This window comes from Dyadobacter sp. OTU695, from assembly GCF_038440355.1.
In the GTDB taxonomy this organism is placed as follows: Bacteria; Bacteroidota; Bacteroidia; order Cytophagales; family Spirosomataceae; genus Dyadobacter.
In genome coordinates, this window is record NZ_JASATN010000001.1 from 729,675 (window position 1) to 751,399 (window position 21,725).

Below are 21,725 nucleotides of genomic sequence, written 5' to 3' on the forward strand. Positions count from 1 at the left end.
GGATCAACAAGAAATCCTGCAAAATGATTTGAATATCTGGCATTTAACAATTACTTGCTCTTCTTTCCCGAGCGCTTGATCGGTCGGCCGTATTTGGCCATTTTTTCTTTGGCGTGATCGCGGCGGATATTAACCTTCTGATTTTTAGCCTTCTTTTCATGAAATGCCGGGCCTACGTCCTCGCGTTTGGGACGTTTCAGTTCGATGTTTTTCATGAAAACCTTTGGCTCTTCGTCGGGCATCAGCACTTCGGATATTTTCAAATCCTCAGGCAATGGAAGAATAGGTATTTCAAAATCCATCAGCTCTTCGATCTCCTGCTGAAATGGTTTCTCGCGTTCTGTAATGAAAGAAATGGCAATACCTTTCTGGTCGGCCCTTCCCGTCCGGCCGATCCTGTGAATGTAGTTTTCGGGGACTTCGGGAATGTCGAAATTGAATACGTGCGAAACTTCCGCCACATCCAGTCCCCGTGCAATGATGTCGGTGGCGATCAGGATGCGGTAATTACCCGCATGAAATTGCCGGATGGTATTGAAACGATGGTTCTGGTCCTTATTGGAGTGGATCACACCGATTTTGTTCAGGTAGCCGAGTTCCAGTTGGCCGTAAAGCTGGTCGGCCAGCTTTTTGGTAGCCACAAATATTAAAACCTTGCTCATTTCCTCGTGGCGGTCGAGCAGGAGATCAAGCAGGTTTACTTTTGTATAAAAATTAGGAACGTAATATGCCTGCTGCTCGATGTTTTCAAGGGGCGTTCCGACGGGAGCGGCTTCAATGCGCACCGGATCATTGAAATACGTCTTCATTAAGGCTTCTACCTCCGGGGTTATGGTAGCCGAGAAAAGCAGGTTTTGCCGCCGCTGCGGAAGCAAATCGAGGATATTCTTCAATTGCGGGCGAAAACCGAGATTCAGCATTTCGTCCACTTCATCGATCACCAGCTTTTTCACGGATTTGGTTTTCAATGAGCCGTTCATCGCCAGGTCGTACAACCGGCCGGGTGTCGCTACCACGACGTCGGCCCCTTCATGGAGCTCCGCCATTTGTACCTTGATATTCCCGCCGCCGTATACGCCTACCACTTCAAGCGTCGTGTAAGCAGCGAGTTTCCGCACTTCTTCGACCACCTGCACCACGAGCTCGCGCGTGGGTACGAGTACCAGTAGTTGTGGGAGGCGATCCTTGGCGTACTCGATTTGCCGTAGTGTTGGCAGTAAATAGGCGAAAGTCTTTCCGGTGCCGGTCTGTGCGATGCCACAAACATCTTTGCCGGACATCATGACCGAAAAAACCTTGTGCTGGATGGTCGTCGGTGTTGTATATCCCGCTTCCGAAAGTGCCCTGAGAAGCGGTTTGGTGAGATTTAAATCTTCAAATGTCATAATGCATTTTGTAAAAGACTACAAAGGTACGGCTAATCCCTCTGAACGCATTATGCCAGCCGTTTTATTATGCCTGTGCACGGGCCTGACGGAACAACAATGCTGATTCCGTAAATAAACAGGCACAGAGCGAATGAAGACCAAACACGGCCTTTGTGGTGTAACAGTTTCCCTAAAAGCTGTTTATAGTTTGATCAGAACTTTGGATTGTACATATGAGGCCCGGGTATTCGGGTCCAGAAAACGAAAGTCCAGGATCCTGCGGGGGTATTCTTCACAACTTCCCAGGATTTTCAGATCGGGCCGGATGGCCTTGAACTCCCCCAGGAGATCTTGGTGGGTATAAACCAGGCAGTTTTTCATGCCTACGAGTTTTCCGAAATCGTCGACTTCGGTTACCCGAACGCCGGAATAGAAACGCAGGCTATACGGAGTTCCCGCCTGGTAGCTGAAAAGCTTGTCGCGGCCGGCTCCATTTGCCCTCGCAATAATACCAAGCTTGGCCGCCGCCTGATATTCGTAGATGTTGGGATAAAAGTAGGTGGTGAGGACCAGATTGGCCCCTATCGCAAAAACGACACAGCCTACTATGAGCTTGTTACGGACAGGTGCAAAGAAAATGAGCCAGGTAAGGACGCTGAGGAGCGCCATGAAGTGAACCAAACCATAATAATTGTCAGCGGGAAAAGTGAACCATACGAGGCAGAACAGCAACGCAAGCGCCGCGTATGCCGCCACGGCGTGCACGTAGGCGAGTAGCCCGGAGAAGGTTCCGGGGTCGCTTTCCAGGCGACGGATGATGTACGCCGCCGTGACGACCGAGGCCACAGGATAAGCCATATAAACGTCAAAAGTCGCCCTGAGTGGGTTTAGATAGCTGAAAATGAACGGGGCGACGATTGCGGTCAGACAAATCAGTTCATGCTTGCCGACGCGGCTTTCATCCGGAAACGTGAGCCGCTGAACGAGGTCGATGAGCGCGAGGATCATAAAAATCGTCCATGGAGAGAAGGTGACCAGCAAAGTCAACAGGGGATCCGTCGGCCATTGGCTTGCATTCTCAGGGAAAGTGTTTTTAACCAATACGAGCCCGACCGTGCCGAGAAGGGATAACAACAGATTGGTGATTTTTTTATTTTCGACGTAGCAGCTGATCTGCCACAGCATAAAAATGTAGCACGCTGCCAGGTAGCTCGCATCCCCTAGCTCGTTGTTGACAAGGAAAGTAGCCTGGGCTGTAGCGAGAATTAATACCGAAAGAACGGCCGACTCGGCACCGGCAACAGCTTTGGTAAAACGATAAACACAGAAAAGGCTGAAAACAATTGCCAGAAAGCCCGGAACGTGCAGTGATAGCTGGTTGATCCCGAAAAGCCGCATGGCTCCTACGGAAAACGAAATAATCGGTGTTGATATGCCGGTTTGCTCGGTTAAACGACCGTTTTTCACCGTTTCGGCAGAGATAGCAGCTATTTGGGCGGATAAATCTTCGGGAATCAGCATCAACCAGCCAATCATCCAGATCAGCACGGCTGTCGCGAGGCCCCATTTGGTAATTTTCGACAAATCCTTTTGAAGCATAGGCAGCGTGCGTTAAAACCTACCGGTAACAAAAGTAAAGAAGGGCACTCAAATTTGGATGCCCTTCTGTTCATTGATTATAGTGTGTCAGCGCGTACGTAGTCTTCCGGTATTTTTATTGTAAGTGCCCAACGGGAAGCTCAGCCCCACATTGATACCCCAATTGTTATTTTTGACATTGGAATTGTCGAGCCTGGTGACATCGAGCAAACCAACACCATAACGTGCATCGAAATTCAGCCAGATTTTTTCCTGCAACCGGTAATTCAGACCGGCGCCGAATGTGAGTCCGAGGTCGAACGGGTTATAAATGCGGTTATTGGAATCACCATTAATGTTATTGCCGCTTTTGTCTCTCGCGCCAACCAGGAAGTTGAGGTTAGGGCCGAGGAAGATTTTGGGGCGTACGCGGTCGCCGTAGCGACCGAAAAAGAATGTCGCCAGCAATGGAGCCTGAATGTAGTTCAGGTTAATTTCATTGGTTTTGTTGTTGATTTGTGCGCCAAGCTGGGTGAAAAGCAACTGTCCGCTAAAACCGAAGCCTGATTCGGAGCTGTAATTATAGAAGCCGCCGATCGTTAGTCCTGGTTTCCAGTCCGTGTTTGATACATCGCCGCGCAAATTGGCAATCGACAATCCTACCAGCGGACCTATGGAAACGTTTTCCTGAGCTTGTGCCCGCGAGCCACAAAATGCGACTACGAGCAGCAAAAAAATACAATTTTTCATTTAAATATGAGTTTGGGTGCGTCAAGCCTATGAAGCATAAAATATATGCCAATCGTGCCTATTGTGCGCCATTCGGCTTAATCTGCTCAACACTAGCGTCGTCAGTCACCGTATTTATATAATCATATTTAAATTCATGATGAATATCGTGGAAAAACCTCTACGCATTGTATACGTTTCCCGCAAAAAACGGCCGGTTTCGCCTATTCATCGGAATCATCTTCCTGCTGATCGGGGATCTGGTAGGGTTTGAGGTAGGCTTTGAGCTGTGACGGGACGAGCCAGTGTTTGTATAGTTTCTTAATGTTTTTGATCTCCGCTTTCAAATCATTGATGTTGGTATTGAATTTCGCTATGACGGTTACCTGGGAATTGGCGTGCTGATAGGGCAGCCCGCAAACAGCCGATATCTTCTGTTGTATCGAGACCTTTTGCTGGCCCAGTTCTTCCACCTGCTGGCGCAGGATCTTATTGTAATAGCTGAGCTGGTTCTTATTGAGATTTTCAAGGCCGCTGCGATCGATCTGTTCGAGCTGCATTTGCAGTTTCAATAATCCAAGCAGGTTATTGTCCTGATAGGCCTTGGTAATGCGCTGCATGGTCTCCGTTTTGCTTTGTTTTTCGGCCTCGTCGGTTTCCCGGTCGGGATGGAAGGTCTTCACGAGCTCCATATACACGCTACGAACCGACTTGGTGGTTTTCGCCTGTTGGGCTTCGCGCGTGCGCTGCTCCATCCGCTGCTCCCTTCTTTCAGCCTTTATACGCTGCTGCTCTTCTTCCGAAAGTTCGTGAAACGACACCTCAGGCTCCGCGTCATAGATACTTTCCAGCAAAAATGCCGGGTCCTTGATCCGGGTCGTTTCGCGCAGGCGCTCTTCTTCCAGGAGCATATCGATGTCTGTCGGGCTGTATTTGTTAAAGACGGTTTTCAGCTCCGAGCGGCCATGATTTTTAATCAAATCAAAAGCATTTTCTATGATCAGATAGTCGAGTTTGGTCTGATAGGCCTTCCGGAAATGCTCCGCTTCATAGGCGCGGTCCCAAAGGTTGACAATATCTGCCCGGTAACTCTGGTATTCCCGTACGAGCGGGTCAAGGTCGGACGGTATCCGCCGCAGCATTTCGTCGTATGCCTGTTGAAGGTCGGAGATCTGGCGGTCGAGTGCTTCGATGGTATCCGAAAGCACATTGAATTCTTTTTGTTTCTTGTTGAGCGGTTTGTCTTGCTCGGGAATATGCAGGATGGCGGTGTCGGTCATGGTCGTTAAACAGTGCTCGCGGGATCACAGGTTCAGTTCCTGGTAGGAAATCAGTACAATGGCGACTACGGCGAGCAGAAGTCCCCATTTATTTAATGTGTTGAGGCGTTCCTTGTACAAGGCCCAGGCTGCAAGGGCCGAAACGAGCATTGTCAGGATATTATAGATCGGAAAAACATATGCCGCACTGTTCCCGAACGCTGCCAGGGCCAGCAGGAGGAAGTAGAGCGATAAAAAATTAGGTACTCCTAATATCAACCCTCCAACGACGCTGCGGAGTTTCAGCCTGTGGCCGTGCGCGATGATCCGGTAAACAAGGATGGAAGTTCCAATCACGACAGCACCAAAGCAAGCGATGATCATAAAAACGGTGATCTGTCCGGCAGGATAATATTTGGAAGAAAGAAAATTGATCAGCGTATTATTCGTGCCGGTAGCAAAGAACGTGAGGACAGGCAAAAACCACAAAGCCTGCCTGGATGCCTGTGCGGTACCGGCGGCATTTGCTGTATCAGATGCTTTCGGCGAATGCTGGATGGCGCCCAATGCCAGGGCAATCAATGCAAGTGCGAGTCCGAGGTAATTGAGCGCGGTAAAGTCCTTATTGTTGTTCCTAAAAACAAAAAGCCCGAAAAGCACGGGGATGACCAATGACATATTACCTGCCAGCGACGTCGCCGTCACACTCACTTTTTGCGCAGTAAGCCCGATCAGCATGAACGCCGTGACGAACATCGCCCCGAGTGCCATCGTAAGGACCGTTCCTTCGGACGTCCATGCTGTTTGCTTGAATACAGCCAGGTCGGGTGTGAGCACGAGGCCGGTCAGCACACAGGAGTAATAGTTGAAAACCACCGCATGGAACGAATCCACCTGGTAGCGCGGATAAGCGCGCATGATCAGGTAGAGCATGACCGTGAAAACAACCGCGAGCAGGAAGAAAAGCATGACGTGATCTTACTGTCCGGTGAGTATTTCGTCGATCACGCGCGGGTAGTGGGCATATTCGAGCTCATGCACCTTACGCGCGACGTCGTCGGCCGTATCCGCGGGTGCTACGTCGCATTTCGCCTGGAAAATGATGTCGCCCTCGTCGTAATGCTCGTTCACATAATGGATCGTAATGCCCGATTCGGTTTCCCCTGCGTTGACTACGGCTTCATGTACAAAATGACCGTACATACCTTTGCCGCCATATTTCGGTAGCAGGGCCGGGTGGATATTGACCATTTTATTCGGGAACGAACTGACCAATACCGGTGGCACGAGCATCATAAAACCCGCCAGTACCACGAGATCGATGCCTTCGTTTTGCAGTATCTGGGGAATTTTGCCGGTATGGTAAAAGGTTTTCCGGTCAAAGAATACAACCGGTATCTGTAATTTGAGCGCCCTTTTGATCACGCCGGCCATCGGATTGTTGGTGAAAATCAGCGATACATCCACGTCGTCGCGGTCTGCGAAATGCTCGCAGATCTTTTCGGCATTGGACCCCGAACCGGAGGCAAAAATGGCAATTCTCTTCATTATTAGCGTAGTTGATTTATGATAGATAAGGGGCATTGTCTGGAAATACCCGGACAAAGCTATAAAAAGACGGCTTGCCGACGAACTGCAAGCCGCTCTTTAGGGAAATGTTAGTTTGAACTTGTTTGAAATCAATAGATTTTCGCCAGCTCGCTATACCCCATTAATTTTCCTTTGCGATAAGTCTCGGTTTTCAAGTCCCAGACAATGCCGGGCGCACGGTAGGAAACACTTTGCATCTCCATTTTGACGGGAAAACCCATTACCATTTCCATATTCATATCCGAATTGATTTTGTAGACATCATAGCTGCCAGCGGGAATCGTAAGTTTTTCCTGCCCGGCCACCGTGCGGTTTTTGATAAACATATTGAAAATCACCGTCATTGGCCCCGATTTGCCTTCGCCTCTTACAGCGGCATCCTTCAATTTATCACCCACCGCGAGTTTTGAAGGAATTTCAATATTGTCATAGGTGAATTTCATCTCCATGTTCTGAAACGATTTCAGCTGCTCCTGGCTCACGAGCGAAGCGGCGTCGAGCGTCAGTACATTTCCATCGCATTTCATCTGGTAAGTGTTTTTCAACTCGGATTTGCCTTTGGTGTTAAAGGATTCCATGTCGATGGTCACCACCGTATTGCTGCCTTCCCGGGCTACCTTGGCGATCTTGTAGGTAAGCTTTCCGAGCGGTTTGCCTTTGCCGTCAAAATTGTTCATTTCAAATCCGCCTCCTTCTTTGAAGGTAAAGCCGGCACATTCCTGGGCATAGGCCCTCAGGCTGAGCATCAGCACGCATGCGATGCTCCACAGAATAAACTTTTTCATATCCGTAACAGCGATTTAGTTTTGGGGTAATCAAATATAACTTTTCACCCGGTTAATTAAGCGGCGCGAAGTGTTAAATTAATCAGTGCCTCACGCCCAGATCATCGTGATCAGTCCGAGCAGCATGATGATCTTGCAAAGGCTGCTTATTTCCTTGAAATCGCGGCGTGTATCGGCCTGGTAGAGGCGCATGACCAGCAACGCGATCGGGATGAGAAGGAGAAGAAACAGGAGCGTGAGGAGGTTGTTCTGCAAGGCACGGGCCATCACAAACAGGGTGAGGACGAAAATGACAATCACCGAGTAGAGGAATGTTTTCGTGCGCCGGATACCCCATATGATCGGTAGCGTGCGGCATCCGTGTGCCTCGTCGCCACGGATATCCTCCATATCCTTCACCACTTCCCGGATAAGCGAAATGAAGAAAGAAAAGACTGCGTAAATGAATACCAGATGCCTGTTGGCGGGATAATGCACGGTGAGTATGAGCAAGGTAAGTCCGGTTAGGAGCGATACGATAAAGTTGCCGATGAACGGTAGTCGCTTGTAGCGCTCCGAGTAGAACCATAGCAGTGTGATCGAAAATACATTGATAACGAAGATGTACGGACTGACGACGAGACCGAGCACAGCTCCGACTACATTCAGAACCTGGTGCGCACCCATGGCCCAGCGACGTTTCAGATAACGGCCTACCACGACGCGTTCCGGTTTGTTAACGATGTCGATCTTGACGTCGAAATAGTCGTTTATAATGTAACCGGCAGCGGCAATACAAACGGTGGAAAGCGCAAGTACGAACATGTCGATGTCGGTGACAATCGACTTCCAGTCATGTCGCGGGCCGATAAGCAGAATGCGGGTCAGGTATTGTGTGAGGGCCACAATGACGAGATTGGTCATGCGCACAAGCCGCGCACTCCCGGTGACATAATCCCACGTTGTGATCTTGGGTCTGGCCGACACATTCATGAAGTTTGACGCTGGAAAAAGAAGGTTTAGGCAATAAAATTATTCATTTTATCCCACTAACGACAATTCTTCACTTCTTTATCCATTTGTGGGATAAAAAACCTGCATTTGTTGTTAGTTACTTTAAACCGTTATCCGGAGGGTTGTTCATCCCGGAGATTCAACTTTTTGCTGACCTATTATGAAAATTGGTATCGTATGCTATCCTACCTTCGGAGGAAGCGGTGTGGTAGCTACCGAGCTTGGAAAAGCGCTTGCGAAAGCCGGCCACCAGGTTCATTTCATTACCTACTCCCAGCCCCAGCGGCTGGATTTTTTTAATGAGAACCTCTATTATCACGAAGTAAATATACCTGCTTACCCTTTGTTCCAGTACCCGCCCTACGAGTCGGCGCTGTCGAGCGAAATGGTGCATGTAGTGGCTAATGCCGGGCTTGATTTACTTCACGTACATTACGCGATCCCGCACGCATCGTCGGCATACCTCGCCAAGCAGATTTTGGCTGCGCAAGGCATTCACATTCCGGTGATTACGACATTGCACGGTACGGACATTACGCTGGTTGGAAAAGACCCGTCTTACGAGCCGGTGGTAACATTCAGCATCAACCAATCGGATGGTATTACCGCAGTTTCCGATTCGCTTAAAAAGGATACCTACGATCATTTCAAGATTACCAAGGATATTGAGGTGATCCCTAATTTTATCGACCTCGACCGTTTTAACAGGCAAAAAAAGGACCATTTCAAATTGGCCATTTGCCCCAACAACGAAAAACTGATCGTTCATACTTCCAATTTCAGGAAAGTAAAAAGGATCGACGACGTGATCATGATCTTTGAAAAGCTTCGTAAACTGTTGCCGAGCAAATTGCTCCTCGTAGGCGACGGTCCCGACCGGATGCGGATCGAACGCCTTTGTAAAGACCTGGACATGCTTTCGGATGTCCGGTTCCTGGGTAAACTCGATGCGATCGAGGAAGTACTTTCGGTAGCCGACCTCTTCCTGATGCCTTCCGAATCCGAAAGTTTCGGACTTGCGGCCCTGGAAGCATTGGCCTGTGAAGTGCCCATTATCACGTCCAATGCCGGCGGTCTGCCCGAATTGAATGTGCACGGCGTAACCGGCTTCCTGAGCGACGTAGGCGACGTGGAAGATATGGTAAAGCACGCAGCCTACATTCTGGACGACGCCAACCTGCCTACTTTCAAGGCTAACGCGCTAGCCCGCGCTCGTGAATTCGATGTGGCGAAGATCCTACCGCATTATGAAGCGTATTACGAACGGGTGGTGGAAAATAGCAAAGCGGTTGATCTGGCTTAAAAGCCGCCCGTAATGCGAACGCGCCGCTCAATGCCCGGTTTCGTCTTTCATGAGGTTTTACTTATATTCGTGTGCTATTTATGGTAGGTTTACGTTATTGATAGAGGTAAAAAATTGTTGAAAAGATGAAATGGGTATTTAATATATTGTTCATATTAGTGCTTCTGATCGCATTCGTGCCGCTTTTCCGGCGCTTCCTTTTCCACTTGCTGGTGGGCAGGCAGCTGATCAAACAACAGGAGAAGGCATACCGTGCACAGCAGCAGGCCGAACGCGCCCGTACCAAGCCGGGAGGCATCCGGGTTGACAGTAACCCGCAGAACAACGGCGAGTCGTCAAGGTTCAAAGGCGGCGAGTATGTGGATTATGAAGAAGTGAAGTAGATTTCAAAATTGATAAAATGCAAGAAGCCCGGAGCGATCCGGGCTTCTTTGTTTTGCTATGGGAGAGCAATTACTGTTTGATCACCTTAAATGTGGCATTTCGGCCTTTGGAATTGATATGCAAAAGGTAAATGCCCGGTGAAAGATGACGAATGTCGAGACTTTCTTCACGCTGGCGGGTCTTTATGGAACGGACAGCGGTGCCGCTTTGCGAGATAATCTGAATGGTTTTTTCGTCGCTACTTTCGGATTTGACCGTGAGGATATCTTGCACGGGGTTAGGTGCGACGATTACCTGAAACGCGGGAGCATTCGGCTCTGTTGCTGTAACCACTTCCACTTTTACCGTAGACGGAGACTCGATGATCCCGATACCGCAGCCATTGGAAACCCGGAACAGCCGATAATACTGGCTGGGGGATGCCTGGAATAATTCAATGACGTCGGTAGAGGTGTAGGCCTGCCGGTTCATCACCGCGCCATCGGTACCGAACTGGTAGTACCATGGACCACCGCCGCCAAGCAGAACGGTTACCTTCGGATTGTTGACGCCATCGAAGATCACTGTTTCGGATGCGAAACGAGCCCGCGCTTTTTGCATTGCAGCAAGCGGTGTGCCGTATGCGCCGCTGCCCGTGTTCGGGTCGGATGCAATTACCCGGATGCGGTATTGCGCTGTGGGTGATAGGTCTCCCGGCACGACAGCCTGGATGGGTTTGGCATTTCCGATGGTAGTTACATTCCGGAAGTTCCTTCCGGTGCTGTCCGAAATCTGTACGGTGAAGGTATTGCCGGCTGAGAAAGACCCGGCTGTCTTGTAATCAACACTGATCGTATCACCCGTACATGCGTTAAAACCCGATTTGGTGATGATCGCTGTAACCGTTACAGTACGTTCCGAAGGCGGGTTGACTTCCACGGTAGCCGAGCCACTAACCACGCCATTGCCACAGCCATTGACAATGGATGTGATGGTATAGGTTGTCGTTTTGGTCGGAGTTACGGTCACGTAGATTCCCGATCCGGCGGAGCCATAAATGCTTCCGGAAGTACCATCGGAAAGGGTGTATTTCACCATATCCGAGGTATACTTATTTGTTTTGATAATCAGCTGCGTCGACTCACCGCTGTTGATTGTCGTGTTGCCCGAGAGGGTCACGCTTGGTTTGGTAGTGACACCTACACCCAGCGTCGTGGAAAGGCTATATTTCGCAACGGAGCAAACGATCGAATAATAGCTGCCTGTTAATGCGTCAGGCAGTTTGAGCGTGACGCTGCCTTTAACGGCCCGTGTAGAGTCCAGCATGATGGTTTTTCCGTCACTACTCTGTTCTTTGATGGAGAAGCGCACATAGCTATCGGACAGATCTGCGTCGCCGATGAGCTCATAATTCACCGTAATTGAACCGCCCTCGCATACGGCCGTGCTTTGCGAATAGGCGTTCAGGCGCGGGTTCACGGTCACATCGACCTTACCGCTCGCACTACCATAGCCGCATGCATTACTTACCGAAACAATGCTGTACTGCTGGCTTCTGGTGGGCGTAACATACCAGCTCTGGTCGCCGCTGTAAAACTCCTGGCGGGAATTGTCGCTGAAAATGGCAGTGATAGGCGATGCTCCTTCCGTGCGGATACGGAGTGTCAGGTTTTGGCCTGCTTCTATTTTGACAGGGCTACTCTGCCCGTTGTCAGGTGAGAGCGTTGCGGTGGGTGGCCCCGAGATTTGAGTGCCCTGGGGTTCGGATATCGAGCCGTCGGACGATACGATACGTAGCAGGTAAGATCCCGTGGCCAAATCTTGAGGGATATTGGTATTGAACTGCTTACCCTTCTCGCCGGTCACAAGCGGCGTGAAATCGGATGTGTTGCCTGGAGCGATTTCCAGCGAGTAACTTGCGCCGGTGTCCAGTCCTTCCGTAATACTAAACGGAAGCGCAAGAGGCGATCCTGCGCAGTAAACCGGCGCCAGCCCGGAGATAAACTGGATGCGGTTAGGCATGGACCGGATGTAAGTCTTTTTATTCACTGGGAACGTCCCGCATTCATTCGTCACCGACTTGATTTCATAGGTCGTCGTTGCGCCTGGTTTCGGTTTAACCATGACACCATTAGAGTAGGGGCCGAAAGTATAACTCTTCTCCAAATCGTTTTCCGTATAAATCATACTTAGCAAAGAAGTATTTACACTCACTGACAGCGAAACACCGGCATCGCTCGCCACGTATTTGTAAGGCTCCTCGGGTTTTGTGTCGGGGTATATGTAAAAGTCCTTCGCTGGAATCTGGATCCGCGTGCGCTCGACATTGCTGAAAAGCACCGGATTGGAGGAAGCAATGCGAATTTCCCCTTCATAGTTGTAGGACGCTTCTGCGGGAATCTTCACCTTGTATTTGCCGCCCTGTTCCACGACCCGCAGAGGCTTAAAATCACAGCAGGGTTGGTTTGTCTGAATGGTGAACTTATTACCGGCACCGAATTGCCCCACCGTGCCGAACACCACTTCAACACTGTCGCCGTTGCAAATGGTGGCTTTGATGGGTTCAATGTAAATGCCCGGCTCCGTCGCATTTTTTACAGTGAAGGTTACCGAGCCCGGATTTTCGTTTTTAAAGCAATCATTAGCAATCGACTTGATCTTATACTGCGTAGGTTGTTTGACAAAAAGCTCGGGACCGTTGGTGTACCAGGTGTCAATTGTCTTAACTGTTCCGTCCATCTCCTCAATCCTGTACGGAGCTCCGCCATCCATGTTATAGGATACAGACAAACGGCCCGGAATATCCAGGACCGTGCCAGACATCGAGTTGGCGTAGTATTTGATTTTGGGAGGGGTTTGAATGATGAGATTATAGGTATAGTTGGATTCCAGGCTGGGGTTGGTGGTGACAATTTGAAAGCTAGTGTTGGCATAGCTTACGGAGGTGGAAAGGGGAAATTCCAGATATTCGCCTGAACGCTTCGCGTTTACGTAGTAATTGTTGCCGTTGCTCGGACTCACCTTAATTTTATATGTCGTCGCATCCGTAAGCTGAGCGCTGGAAGCGAATTTCACCCGAGTATTTGGGCCCGCGCATGCAATCAGGCCGGTATTAGGGTCCGTGGCGAAGCGGATGCCTGGCCTCACCTTGATTTGCAGCACTTCCTGATCGGTGATGTTTACGGTTCCGCAGCCGGAGGTAACGCTTTTTATGCTATAATTCTGGTTGGATGAAGGCGATACGGGGAAACCGAGGTCCGTGTAGTTGCCGGTGACCTTACTGCCGTCGGTGAGCTCCACCAAAAAGGGCGGAAGCCCGTATGCCTTTACATTCAGATAAACTGAGTTGCCGATGTCGGTCGTCTGGCTTGATGTAGCGAAAGTGGCACTGGTTTTGGGCCAAACGGTAATAGTGTTTTGTGAAGGCGTGGAAACAGTTGCAGGACTGTCAGTAATCACCTGTACACTAAACTGCTGACCGCTCTGCAATTTCAGTTTATCGGGGAAAGTTGCTACTAGGTAATTGCCTTGCAGTGTTGCAGGTGCTTCCACCGATCTCCGCGAACTCTGCCAGTAAGTCTCTGAAAAGCGGATGCGGTACCTGGTTTGTGCATTGAATGATGTACCGGCAGTCGAGAAGGTCACCTTTACTTCGCTATTTTCACAGACCGTATTCGGCGCAACGCTGACCGTTTTTACAGAAATAGCATTAATTACCGGCTGGTAGCGCCCGGTGACTTCCATGGCACCACAGGTGTTTTCGGCATGTGCAATTGTGTACACGGCATTCGTACTACGCACCGTGAGTGGTTGGGTAACCGAAAAGCCGCCGGGATTGGCATAGAAACTAAACCGGGTACTATCATTGAGGGTCACCCGGATATCCCCGACACTCGTTCCTGAAAAAGGAACCGACACATTGTCGAATGTATTGATAGTATCCTTCTGATTGGTCGGGTTGAGGATAATCCGGCCTCTGCTGTACACAAATGTACCGTAGGTCCATCCAGTCTGCGTCTTAGGTGACGAAGCGACCGCTCTGAATTGAACCTGACGGTTGGCATAAGTAACCGAATCTTTGAGGGTAAATTCCAATCTTCCATTGCTCAGTACGGCAGGAAATTCGGCCAGGGTGGCCTGATTTTCGGCTGCGCGCATTTGGACTGAAAATTTGTTGTCCGCATTGAAGGATCCCGTGGTGGTCACACTGAGACGAAAAGGCACATTCGCGCAGATTGAAGCGTAATAATCACCATTCAGGACAATTGTAGGCGACTGCGCATTCGCAGCCAAAGACATACAAAGCCACATTGAAAGAATGCAGGCGTAAAACTTAAACATGTAGGGGAGTGGTTACAATTAATTCCCGAAAATAGCACATAATACAGAATATGTTGGGAGAATGTGACCACTATTTTATTCTCGTTTACAAAAGTATTTTATGCAAAAAGCCCCGGATCACTCCGGGGCTTGATGTTCCTGCAAATTATGATTCTTACCGGCTCAGGTAAAGATTTCTTTCGCCGTAAATTTTCTGAAAGAACTCATCTTCCAAATCCTTGATGAAGTAGATCGCTTCACCCGTCGATTTCATTTCAGGGCCGAGTTCCTTGTTCACGTTCGGGAATTTGTTGAACGAGAATACCGGGATTTTGATCGCCCAGCCATTTTTCACAGGCTTGAAATCGAAATCTTTCACTTTCTTGTCGCCGAGCATCAGCTTGGTCGCGTAATTTACGTAAGGCTCCTGGTAGGCTTTACAAATGAATGGAACGGTACGTGATGCACGCGGGTTGGCCTCGATCACATACACGACGCCATTTTTTATCGCGAATTGCACGTTGATAAGCCCCTTCACATTCATCGCCAGCGCGATTTTGCGGGTGTGCTCTTCGATCTGACGGATTTCGTCGGCTGTGAGGTCGAATGGAGGCAATGCAGCGTGTGAGTCGCCGGAGTGGATACCAGCGGGCTCGATGTGTTCCATGACACCGATAATGTACGCATCTTCACCGTCGCAGATCGCATCGGCTTCCGCTTCCAGCGCACCTTCGAGGAAGTGGTCGAGGAGGATGTTGTTGTCGGGAATGTCGTGCAGGATTTTTACCACGTGCTGTTCCAGTTCCTTCTCGTTGATCACGATCTTCATGCTTTGTCCACCCAATACGTAGCTCGGACGAACCAGTAGCGGGAAGCCTAGCGTGCGTGAAAGTTCAACGGCAGCGTCGGACGTTCTTACGGTTCCGAATTTTGGGAATGGGATGCCAAGCTCTTCGAGCAGTGATGAGAATCGTCCGCGGTCCTCAGCCCAGTCGAGTGAGTGGTAGCTGGTACCGATGATTTTTACACCATATTTTTCCAGTTTTTCAGCCATTTTCAAAGCTGTCTGGCCACCCAGCTGTACGATTACACCCTCAGGCTTTTCGTGCTGGATAATGTCGAAAACGTGCTCCCAGAAAACAGGTTCAAAGTATAGTTTGTCGGAAATATCCGGGTCGGTCGAAACAGTTTCAGGATTACAGTTAATCATGATCGTTTCATAACCCGCTTCTTTTGCCGCTAACACACCATGTACACAAGAATAGTCGAATTCGATACCCTGACCGATCCGGTTTGGACCTGAGCCGAGCACTACAACCTTTTTGCGGTCGCTTACGATCGATTCGTTGTCGGGAAATTCCTGTGAGGTATTGAAAGTAGAGTAGTAGTAAGGTGTTTTTGCTTCAAATTCGGCGGCGCAGGTATCAACGCATTTGTATACACGATTGATCCCCAGCGACTTCCTGTGGTCGTACACTTTGCTTTCTTTTGTCCCCAGCAAATGCGCAATCTGACGGTCGGCGTAGCCTTTTTGTTTCGCTGTCAAAAGCAATTCCTTTGGCAGGTCTTCCAGGTCGAATTTCTCGATTTCGTGTTCCAGTTCGATTAGTTCTTCGATCTGGCGTAGGAACCAGGCGTCTATTTTAGTCAGGTTCTGGATCGTTTTGAACGACAGACCTATTTTGAATGCATCATAAATATGGAACAGGCGGTCCCAGCTCGGGTGTGCGAGGCTGTGCTTGATCGCCTCCTGGTCGCGGAGCTCGCGGCCGTCGGCACCAAGGCCGTTGCGGCGAATTTCCAGTGACTGACATGCTTTTTGCAATGCTTCCTGGAAGTTACGCCCGATACCCATCGCTTCACCTACCGACTTCATTTGAAGCCCCAGTGAGCGGTCGGCACCTTTGAATTTATCGAAGTTCCAACGCGGAACTTTCACGATCACGTAGTCGATAGAAGGTTCGAAGAATGCGGAAGTGCTGCCGGTGATCGGGTTGATCAATTCATCGAGGTCGTAACCGATCGCCATTTTCGCAGCGATTTTCGCGATAGGGTAACCGGTTGCTTTCGAAGCCAGCGCCGATGAGCGCGATACACGCGGGTTGATCTCGATGGCGATGATCTTGTCGTCGGCAGGGTTCACGGAGAATTGCACGTTACATCCACCCGCAAACTTGCCGATGCCATTCATCATTTTGATGGAAAGGTCGCGCATTTGTTGGTACAACGTGTCGGGAAGCGTCATCGCCGGTGCCACCGTGATACTGTCACCGGTATGCACACCCATCGGATCGAAGTTTTCGATCGAACAGATAATGATGAAGTTACCCTTGCTGTCACGGAGCAATTCGAGCTCGTATTCTTTCCAGCCCATTACACTTTGCTCAACCAGTACCTCGTGTACAGGTGACGCGTGCAAGCCGTAGTTAAGTGCTTTGTCGAAATCTTCTTCTTTTTCCACGAATCCACCTCCCGTACCGCCAAGGGTAAAGGAAGGACGGATTACCAGCGGGAAGCCGATTTCCTGTGCGATCTCTTTTCCTTCGAGGAAAGAGCGGGCTGTGCGGCCCTTACACACATTCACGCCCAGTTCGAGCATTTTCAGACGGAATTTCTCCCGGTCTTCGGTCGTTTCGATCGCTTTGATGTCCACCCCGATGATATCTACCTCATACTTTTTCCAGATACCTGCTTTATCGCAGTCAATGGCCAGGTTCAGCGCCGTTTGGCCTCCCATGGTTGGAAGTACCGCGTCGATGGGCCTGCCCATCGCCTTGTGCTTTTCCAGGATTTCAACGATGTACTTCTTTTCCAGCGGCAACAGGTACACATGATCTGCACTGATAGGGTCAGTCATGATTGTTGCAGGATTGGAATTGATCAGAACTACCTCGATCCCCTCTTCGCGTAGTGAACGGGCGGCCTGAGAGCCGGAATAGTCAAACTCGCACGCCTGACCGATAACGATGGGACCTGAACCGATAATCAGAACGGATTTGATACTCGTATTTTTGGGCACAGTAAATGGTAATTTGTAGAAATGAAGGAAATACTTGAACAACTTTTGGCAGTTGCCTGACGATTTTGAGCAGGGGTACGTCCAAAAATTCCACAAAGTTAATCCTCATATCCGAAAATGGAGGGGTTGTGAGTTGAAATAACTGTAAAATTTTAGAATTGTGTCATTAATAACCAGTTATTCAGGTAGTTGTGAAATTTATTTGCGCGCTATTGGAATGGCGCAATGGCAGGAGCGGAGATGTCAAAGTCGCGTAGACGCAGTGGAACGTTGCCCGAAGCCGCGAAACGGGTGGGGGATGAAAGTTCGGGAATATTGACGTAATACCCGAAGCGTACCTGCAGGGTGTTGAAAGCCAGATTTTCGTTCCGGAGACGCAAGCCGAGCCCGTAACCCTGGTAGAGCGGGCTTTTCCAAAGGTGCGGTACACCATTGACAAGCCCAATGTCCGCGAATACGAAATAGGCGATCCGGAAGCCCAGCAAACTTTTGTCGGAGAAAAATACGGTTTCGGTACCGATGGTCAGTTTTTTTGTCCCGATGAGCCGGTCGTTATTGATGCCGCGTATGCCCTGGTCCCCACTGATATTGAGGTAATCGAGCGGGTCGCGGTTGATGCCTTTGGCAAACCTTACATTAACAAACTGGCGGAAGAAACTGTGTCGGAACGGGATCAGATTGCTGATATAGTTGATTTCCGCACTGATCACCCCTTGCTGTGCTCTCCCGTTTTTGGAATAGGACCCCAGGTTGGCCAGCGTGTACATATATCCGAGATTATGCGGGAGGTACTTACCGGTTGCGAACTGGATACCGCCGTAGCCACGCGCTCCGAACTCTGTATTTTCGCGTCCGATCGTCAATGCGAAAAGGCTACCCACAGGTACGTCCTCCGTCCGTCCGAAGCCGTAGATCAAGACATCCCGCTTGTAGTTCCTGTTCGAAAATCCCAGACTGACGAGCGTTGCCGTGCGGTTCCAGTAATTCTTGTTGAGGTTGGGTGCTACCTCGGGGCGTTCGTCATAGTTGTATTTATTGTGTCTGAAAGCGGTCACAATCCGCGAGTTCTGGGCGAGTTTGCTGTTTGGGAACGGGAATTTGAACGACCGCCCGATCCAGAAGTCGTAATATTTATAGTCGGTGCGCAAAAGTCGCAGCGAATCGGTGGTTTCGACCTCGCGTTTATATTGTCGTGTATTATAATGCCCTAATTCCAGCGCACCTGCATATTTTGTTTCCGTCGTAATGAAGCGACGGTACATCCTCACCGATTGTTCTTTCAAATCACGCTCGAAAATAAAGCTCGCCTGGGCTGTAATGAAGGTTTTTCCAATATAGGGGACGGTGTAAATGGCCCGGAACTGGAAGGTGGAGTCCCATTTAATAGCCGTTCGCTGCGAGTGGGTAGTCCCCCGGACGTTGATGTTTTCGAGCCCGACCCTGAATTTCTTGAACGAACTGAAACTACCTGAAAAATTGAGCGACCAGGCGTCTTGAATGAGCACCATAATATCGGCCATCCAGGTTACATCCTTTCGCGGAATGACAATAATACGTGCATCGACAAACATCCGGTTCGAGCGCAGCAGACGTTCCGTATCTTTCAATACGTGTGCCTGAATGTCGTCACCCTCCGAAAATAGCAGGAAAGATTTGCGAATAATCCCTTCTCTGGTGTTGGTATGGACACTTTTACTCAAGAATCTTTCGAGCTGGTTCCCTTTCCGCGTGGTATCGTAGACCGATTCGCCGAGAATGTTAAGCTGCCGGACGTAAATCTTCCGGATCACCATTCCTTCGTAGGGTGTAAACGGGTTCGTTTCGATTTCTTTAACCTCGGTAACCTTTCCCTGGTTGTATACGTCCCTGAACAACAGCCGGTAAACCGCCCGCGAGAACTTGGTTTTCGACATCCGGGCCTTGAGATTGGTGTAGCGGATGCTGTCGCGGCTGTGTATTTCCAGGCTGTCGGGGTTTTGGGCCGACGCAGCGAAGGAAAGCATCAGAAACAACAGCAAATATCTACACATGGGCTATCCGGATTCCAAATCAACTGTTTCTTAACGCAAATGCACCAATGCGAGGTATAACTTACTGCCGGTCGACCTCAATCAGTGCCTTGGCCGCCTTTTCCGTTTCACTTGGCGCCGGGGCATTTTTGGTGGCGAACTTGCCGTTCGGCCTCACAATAGAAAACGTCGCGAAATCAAGTGGATTGAGCCTGAACAGGAGGTCCATCGCCTGGCTGTCGTTGATCGACATATGAATGCCCTTTAACCTGTGACGAACAATGTATTGTCTCAGGATTGCGTCCGAAACCGTGTAATTTTCCGTAGAAAAATGCACGAACAAAAAGACGATATCTTCGGGAACCCTGGCTTGCAATGCAGGTATGAAATCCAGTTCCTCACGGCTTTTGGTATCCTCGATATTCCATTTGACAATGTAAACAGTTTTCCCTTTCAGACCATCGATAATGCCGTTGAACCAGGAGGTTCCCCGGTCGTTCGATGCAGTAAGATAATAGCCTGGCAATACCTCCGTCGGTGCAGTACGTGCATTCTTGAAGTCTACCAGTTGCCGGATATTCGCGCTGTCCTTCACTTCGAGCTGGATCAGTTCGTCGAGCGATTGCCTGAACTGTGGAATGCCGGTCCTGGATTTGATGTGGTTATTGAGCAGCAACTGTTGCGGATAGGTGTACTTGTAAAGGTTTTTGGCGAGGTAGCGCACTTTCAGGAACTCGGTGGCCGTGCTGTCGAACAAATCTCCGTAAATGCGGCTCTCGCGTTCGTAATTGAACAACAGGTTTAGCACGAGCTCATTACGTGCGAAAAGCTTGTTCATAAAGTCTAGCTCGCCTTTTTCAGCAAGGCCGTTTGCCGTGATCTGGTTCAGGTGCTGGCGGTCATCTGCCGAAAGGTTTTTCGAATTATCACGGATAAGTGCTGCCATCAGCTTCACCGGCAGAGAGTTGGTCCGGCTTGGATTATCAAATTTTTTGCCTTCCACCAGTTGGTCCGCATAGTTACCGAACCGGCTCGCCCATATCACCCGCTGTCCGGTTAGCGGAGCCTTGTCGAGCCGTTTCAGGCTGTCTAGCAATGCCCTGCTGATTTGGTATTGATTTCCCAATGCGTGTTCGTACAGAATCTGCAACTGCTCCTCGTCGGTAACCGATTTGACCCAGCTATATAAAACCGGTGATGCCACCGTATGCTGCGTAGCGGCTTTTACCGATCCAAGCCGCAATTCACCCCGGCTCTCCGCAATAAAGCGCGCATCGGAAGGGCTTTTTTCCCAGAACGACTTGAAAAATTCTGTACCTAATGTGCGGCTGCTATTCAATCGCTGGTTTTCGGCAGCCAGGTATAAAGGATATTGATTGTTGGCATCTGCGTTGGCACCGGCAAAAAAGAAAAGCTTTTTGGCCTTGCCGATAGAATCGCCGTCGAAGGTGATTTCTACGGTCCCCGGTGAGCCGAGAAAGGTCGTAAATGCTTTTCCGGCATAGTCCACATAGATTTCCTCCTGCGGGAAGAGCATGGGAAGCGACACGCGAAAAGTGCCATCGGCTTGCAGATCGGCCTGCTTGCTCAGCTCCGACTGCGGTTGAAGGATGTTGTTGCGCGAAAAAGTAATGAAAGGGGCTTGCCGGTACAGCCTCCCGTTGAGATTGTTAATCCGGCCCTTTATAATGAGGGAATCGGTGACTGCAAATGCTGAATGCAAAAAGCCGAGGAAGAGGGCTGTCAGTAAGATGAAGCGCATGCGGGTGGTCATTAAAATTTGATAACGAAAAATAACGAGGCTTTTTCATGCTACCAAATATGTGCCATTATTTGCCCGAATGCACCGATACTACGAGCTATGCCCTGTCGGGATCCGAGGATGGTTCCAAGAGCTTGCCGTCTTCATAGCGGACGTAAATGCCGTGGTATCGTTCCTGCGCATTGTAGTCTTTGCGGAGCGGATGACCTTCCCAGTCTTCCGGGAGTAGAATCCGCCGCAGATCGGGATGTCCTTCGAATGTTATGCCCATCAGGTCGAAAGCTTCACGCTCGTGCCAATCGGCTGTGCGCCAGATGTGGCTCACCGTCGGGACAGAAGGCAAAGTACCTTCGGCTGTATTTCTTGGAAAAACGATTTTCAGGGTGAGATCCAGGCCGTAGGGGATGGAGGTGAGGTTGTAAACCAGTTCCATGGTGTCGGCCACTGCGCCATTATCGATGGCCGTGATGCAGGCCAGGTAGTCGAAATAGAGCCGGGCGTCTTCGTGTAAAAACCGGCAAATACCCGCAATGCCCTGCACAGGCACGACCAATGCGGGTTGCAGATTTTTAGTGTCCGGCGAAATAATGTATTCCGGAAACTGACTGGTAACGATATCGGTGATTTCCTGAAAAGTCATGGTAAGGA

The 21,725-nt window shown here is 49.8% G+C and carries 15 protein-coding genes; 2 read left to right on the forward strand and 13 right to left on the reverse strand.

The features are described from left to right. Positions 1 to 50: 50 nt before the first annotated feature. The 8 genes from AAHB90_RS03095 to AAHB90_RS03130 all read right to left on the reverse strand — a co-directional run bounded on the left by AAHB90_RS03095 (position 51) and on the right by AAHB90_RS03130 (position 8,280). Complete coding sequence (locus AAHB90_RS03095) at positions 51 to 1,385, reverse strand: DEAD/DEAH box helicase (protein WP_342083439.1); 1,335 nt, start codon at positions 1,383 to 1,385, stop codon at positions 51 to 53. A gap of 183 nt (positions 1,386 to 1,568) precedes the next feature. Continuing rightward, positions 1,569 to 2,966 (reverse strand): ArnT family glycosyltransferase, encoded by a 1,398-nt coding sequence (locus AAHB90_RS03100; protein WP_342083440.1) that lies wholly within the window; start codon positions 2,964 to 2,966, stop codon positions 1,569 to 1,571. 87 nt (positions 2,967 to 3,053) lie between these two features. Beyond that, positions 3,054 to 3,695 carry a porin family protein gene (locus tag AAHB90_RS03105; RefSeq protein WP_342083441.1) on the reverse strand — a complete coding sequence of 214 codons (642 nt, stop codon included), beginning with the start codon at positions 3,693 to 3,695 and terminating at the stop codon, positions 3,054 to 3,056. Between the two features lie 203 nt (positions 3,696 to 3,898). Then, positions 3,899 to 4,954 carry a hypothetical protein gene (locus tag AAHB90_RS03110; RefSeq protein ID WP_342083442.1) on the reverse strand — a complete coding sequence of 352 codons (1,056 nt, stop codon included), beginning with the start codon at positions 4,952 to 4,954 and terminating at the stop codon, positions 3,899 to 3,901. A gap of 24 nt (positions 4,955 to 4,978) precedes the next feature. Beyond that, a complete protein-coding gene (locus tag AAHB90_RS03115; protein WP_342083443.1) occupies positions 4,979 to 5,902 on the reverse strand; it encodes a hypothetical protein in 924 nt (307 codons plus the stop codon). Between the two features lie 9 nt (positions 5,903 to 5,911). Beyond that, on the reverse strand, positions 5,912 to 6,481 hold the full coding sequence (gene purN / locus AAHB90_RS03120) for a phosphoribosylglycinamide formyltransferase (RefSeq protein ID WP_342083444.1): 570 nt from the start codon (positions 6,479 to 6,481) through the stop codon (positions 5,912 to 5,914). A 131-nt stretch (positions 6,482 to 6,612) separates the two neighbouring features. Beyond that, entirely contained in the window at positions 6,613 to 7,308 is a 696-nt protein-coding gene (locus AAHB90_RS03125) for a TapB family protein (RefSeq protein ID WP_342083445.1), read from the reverse strand. 90 nt (positions 7,309 to 7,398) lie between these two features. Then, the gene (locus tag AAHB90_RS03130; RefSeq protein WP_342083446.1) at positions 7,399 to 8,280 is read right to left on the reverse strand and encodes a geranylgeranylglycerol-phosphate geranylgeranyltransferase; all 882 of its coding nucleotides are present in this window, start codon (positions 8,278 to 8,280) and stop codon (positions 7,399 to 7,401) included. A 181-nt stretch (positions 8,281 to 8,461) separates the two neighbouring features. Between AAHB90_RS03130 and bshA the strand changes: the two genes are divergently transcribed. After that, the gene (gene bshA / locus AAHB90_RS03135) at positions 8,462 to 9,604 is read left to right on the forward strand and encodes an N-acetyl-alpha-D-glucosaminyl L-malate synthase BshA (RefSeq protein WP_090378394.1); all 1,143 of its coding nucleotides are present in this window, start codon (positions 8,462 to 8,464) and stop codon (positions 9,602 to 9,604) included. Between the two features lie 125 nt (positions 9,605 to 9,729). Continuing rightward, the gene (locus AAHB90_RS03140) at positions 9,730 to 9,987 is read left to right on the forward strand and encodes a DUF4834 family protein (protein ID WP_342083447.1); all 258 of its coding nucleotides are present in this window, start codon (positions 9,730 to 9,732) and stop codon (positions 9,985 to 9,987) included. A 70-nt stretch (positions 9,988 to 10,057) separates the two neighbouring features. Here the strand turns inward: AAHB90_RS03140 and AAHB90_RS03145 are convergent, their stop codons facing one another. The 5 genes from AAHB90_RS03145 to AAHB90_RS03165 all read right to left on the reverse strand — a co-directional run bounded on the left by AAHB90_RS03145 (position 10,058) and on the right by AAHB90_RS03165 (position 21,717). Beyond that, positions 10,058 to 14,308: a T9SS type A sorting domain-containing protein gene (locus AAHB90_RS03145; RefSeq protein ID WP_342083448.1), complete on the reverse strand. Its 4,251-nt coding sequence runs from the start codon at positions 14,306 to 14,308 to the stop codon at positions 10,058 to 10,060. A 154-nt stretch (positions 14,309 to 14,462) separates the two neighbouring features. Beyond that, on the reverse strand, positions 14,463 to 17,306 hold the full coding sequence (gene carB, locus AAHB90_RS03150; RefSeq protein WP_342083449.1) for a carbamoyl-phosphate synthase large subunit: 2,844 nt from the start codon (positions 17,304 to 17,306) through the stop codon (positions 14,463 to 14,465). A 209-nt stretch (positions 17,307 to 17,515) separates the two neighbouring features. After that, the gene (locus tag AAHB90_RS03155) at positions 17,516 to 19,336 is read right to left on the reverse strand and encodes a hypothetical protein (RefSeq protein ID WP_342083450.1); all 1,821 of its coding nucleotides are present in this window, start codon (positions 19,334 to 19,336) and stop codon (positions 17,516 to 17,518) included. A 61-nt stretch (positions 19,337 to 19,397) separates the two neighbouring features. Beyond that, positions 19,398 to 21,077 (reverse strand): hypothetical protein, encoded by a 1,680-nt coding sequence (locus AAHB90_RS03160; RefSeq protein ID WP_342083451.1) that lies wholly within the window; start codon positions 21,075 to 21,077, stop codon positions 19,398 to 19,400. A gap of 97 nt (positions 21,078 to 21,174) precedes the next feature. Further along, entirely contained in the window at positions 21,175 to 21,717 is a 543-nt protein-coding gene (locus AAHB90_RS03165; RefSeq protein ID WP_342083452.1) for an NADH-quinone oxidoreductase subunit C, read from the reverse strand. Between the last annotated feature and the right edge of the window lie 8 nt (positions 21,718 to 21,725).

What these genes read in the sequence shown, in the direction of transcription:
- AAHB90_RS03110 (WP_342083442.1), bottom strand. Translation starts at nt 4,954, where the DNA reads ATGACCGACACCGCCATCCTGCATATTCCCGAGCAAGACAAACCGCTC.
- AAHB90_RS03130 (WP_342083446.1), bottom strand. Translation starts at nt 8,280, where the DNA reads ATGAATGTGTCGGCCAGACCCAAGATCACAACGTGGGATTATGTCACC.
- bshA (WP_090378394.1), top strand. Translation starts at nt 8,462, where the DNA reads ATGAAAATTGGTATCGTATGCTATCCTACCTTCGGAGGAAGCGGTGTG.
- AAHB90_RS03115 (WP_342083443.1), bottom strand. Translation starts at nt 5,902, where the DNA reads ATGCTTTTCTTCCTGCTCGCGGTTGTTTTCACGGTCATGCTCTACCTG.
- AAHB90_RS03095 (WP_342083439.1), bottom strand. Translation starts at nt 1,385, where the DNA reads ATGACATTTGAAGATTTAAATCTCACCAAACCGCTTCTCAGGGCACTT.
- AAHB90_RS03140 (WP_342083447.1), top strand. Translation starts at nt 9,730, where the DNA reads ATGAAATGGGTATTTAATATATTGTTCATATTAGTGCTTCTGATCGCA.
- AAHB90_RS03105 (WP_342083441.1), bottom strand. Translation starts at nt 3,695, where the DNA reads ATGAAAAATTGTATTTTTTTGCTGCTCGTAGTCGCATTTTGTGGCTCG.
- purN (WP_342083444.1), bottom strand. Translation starts at nt 6,481, where the DNA reads ATGAAGAGAATTGCCATTTTTGCCTCCGGTTCGGGGTCCAATGCCGAA.
- AAHB90_RS03125 (WP_342083445.1), bottom strand. Translation starts at nt 7,308, where the DNA reads ATGAAAAAGTTTATTCTGTGGAGCATCGCATGCGTGCTGATGCTCAGC.
- AAHB90_RS03100 (WP_342083440.1), bottom strand. Translation starts at nt 2,966, where the DNA reads ATGCTTCAAAAGGATTTGTCGAAAATTACCAAATGGGGCCTCGCGACA.
- AAHB90_RS03155 (WP_342083450.1), bottom strand. Translation starts at nt 19,336, where the DNA reads ATGTGTAGATATTTGCTGTTGTTTCTGATGCTTTCCTTCGCTGCGTCG.
- AAHB90_RS03145 (WP_342083448.1), bottom strand. Translation starts at nt 14,308, where the DNA reads ATGTTTAAGTTTTACGCCTGCATTCTTTCAATGTGGCTTTGTATGTCT.
- AAHB90_RS03165 (WP_342083452.1), bottom strand. Translation starts at nt 21,717, where the DNA reads ATGACTTTTCAGGAAATCACCGATATCGTTACCAGTCAGTTTCCGGAA.
- AAHB90_RS03160 (WP_342083451.1), bottom strand. Translation starts at nt 21,077, where the DNA reads ATGCGCTTCATCTTACTGACAGCCCTCTTCCTCGGCTTTTTGCATTCA.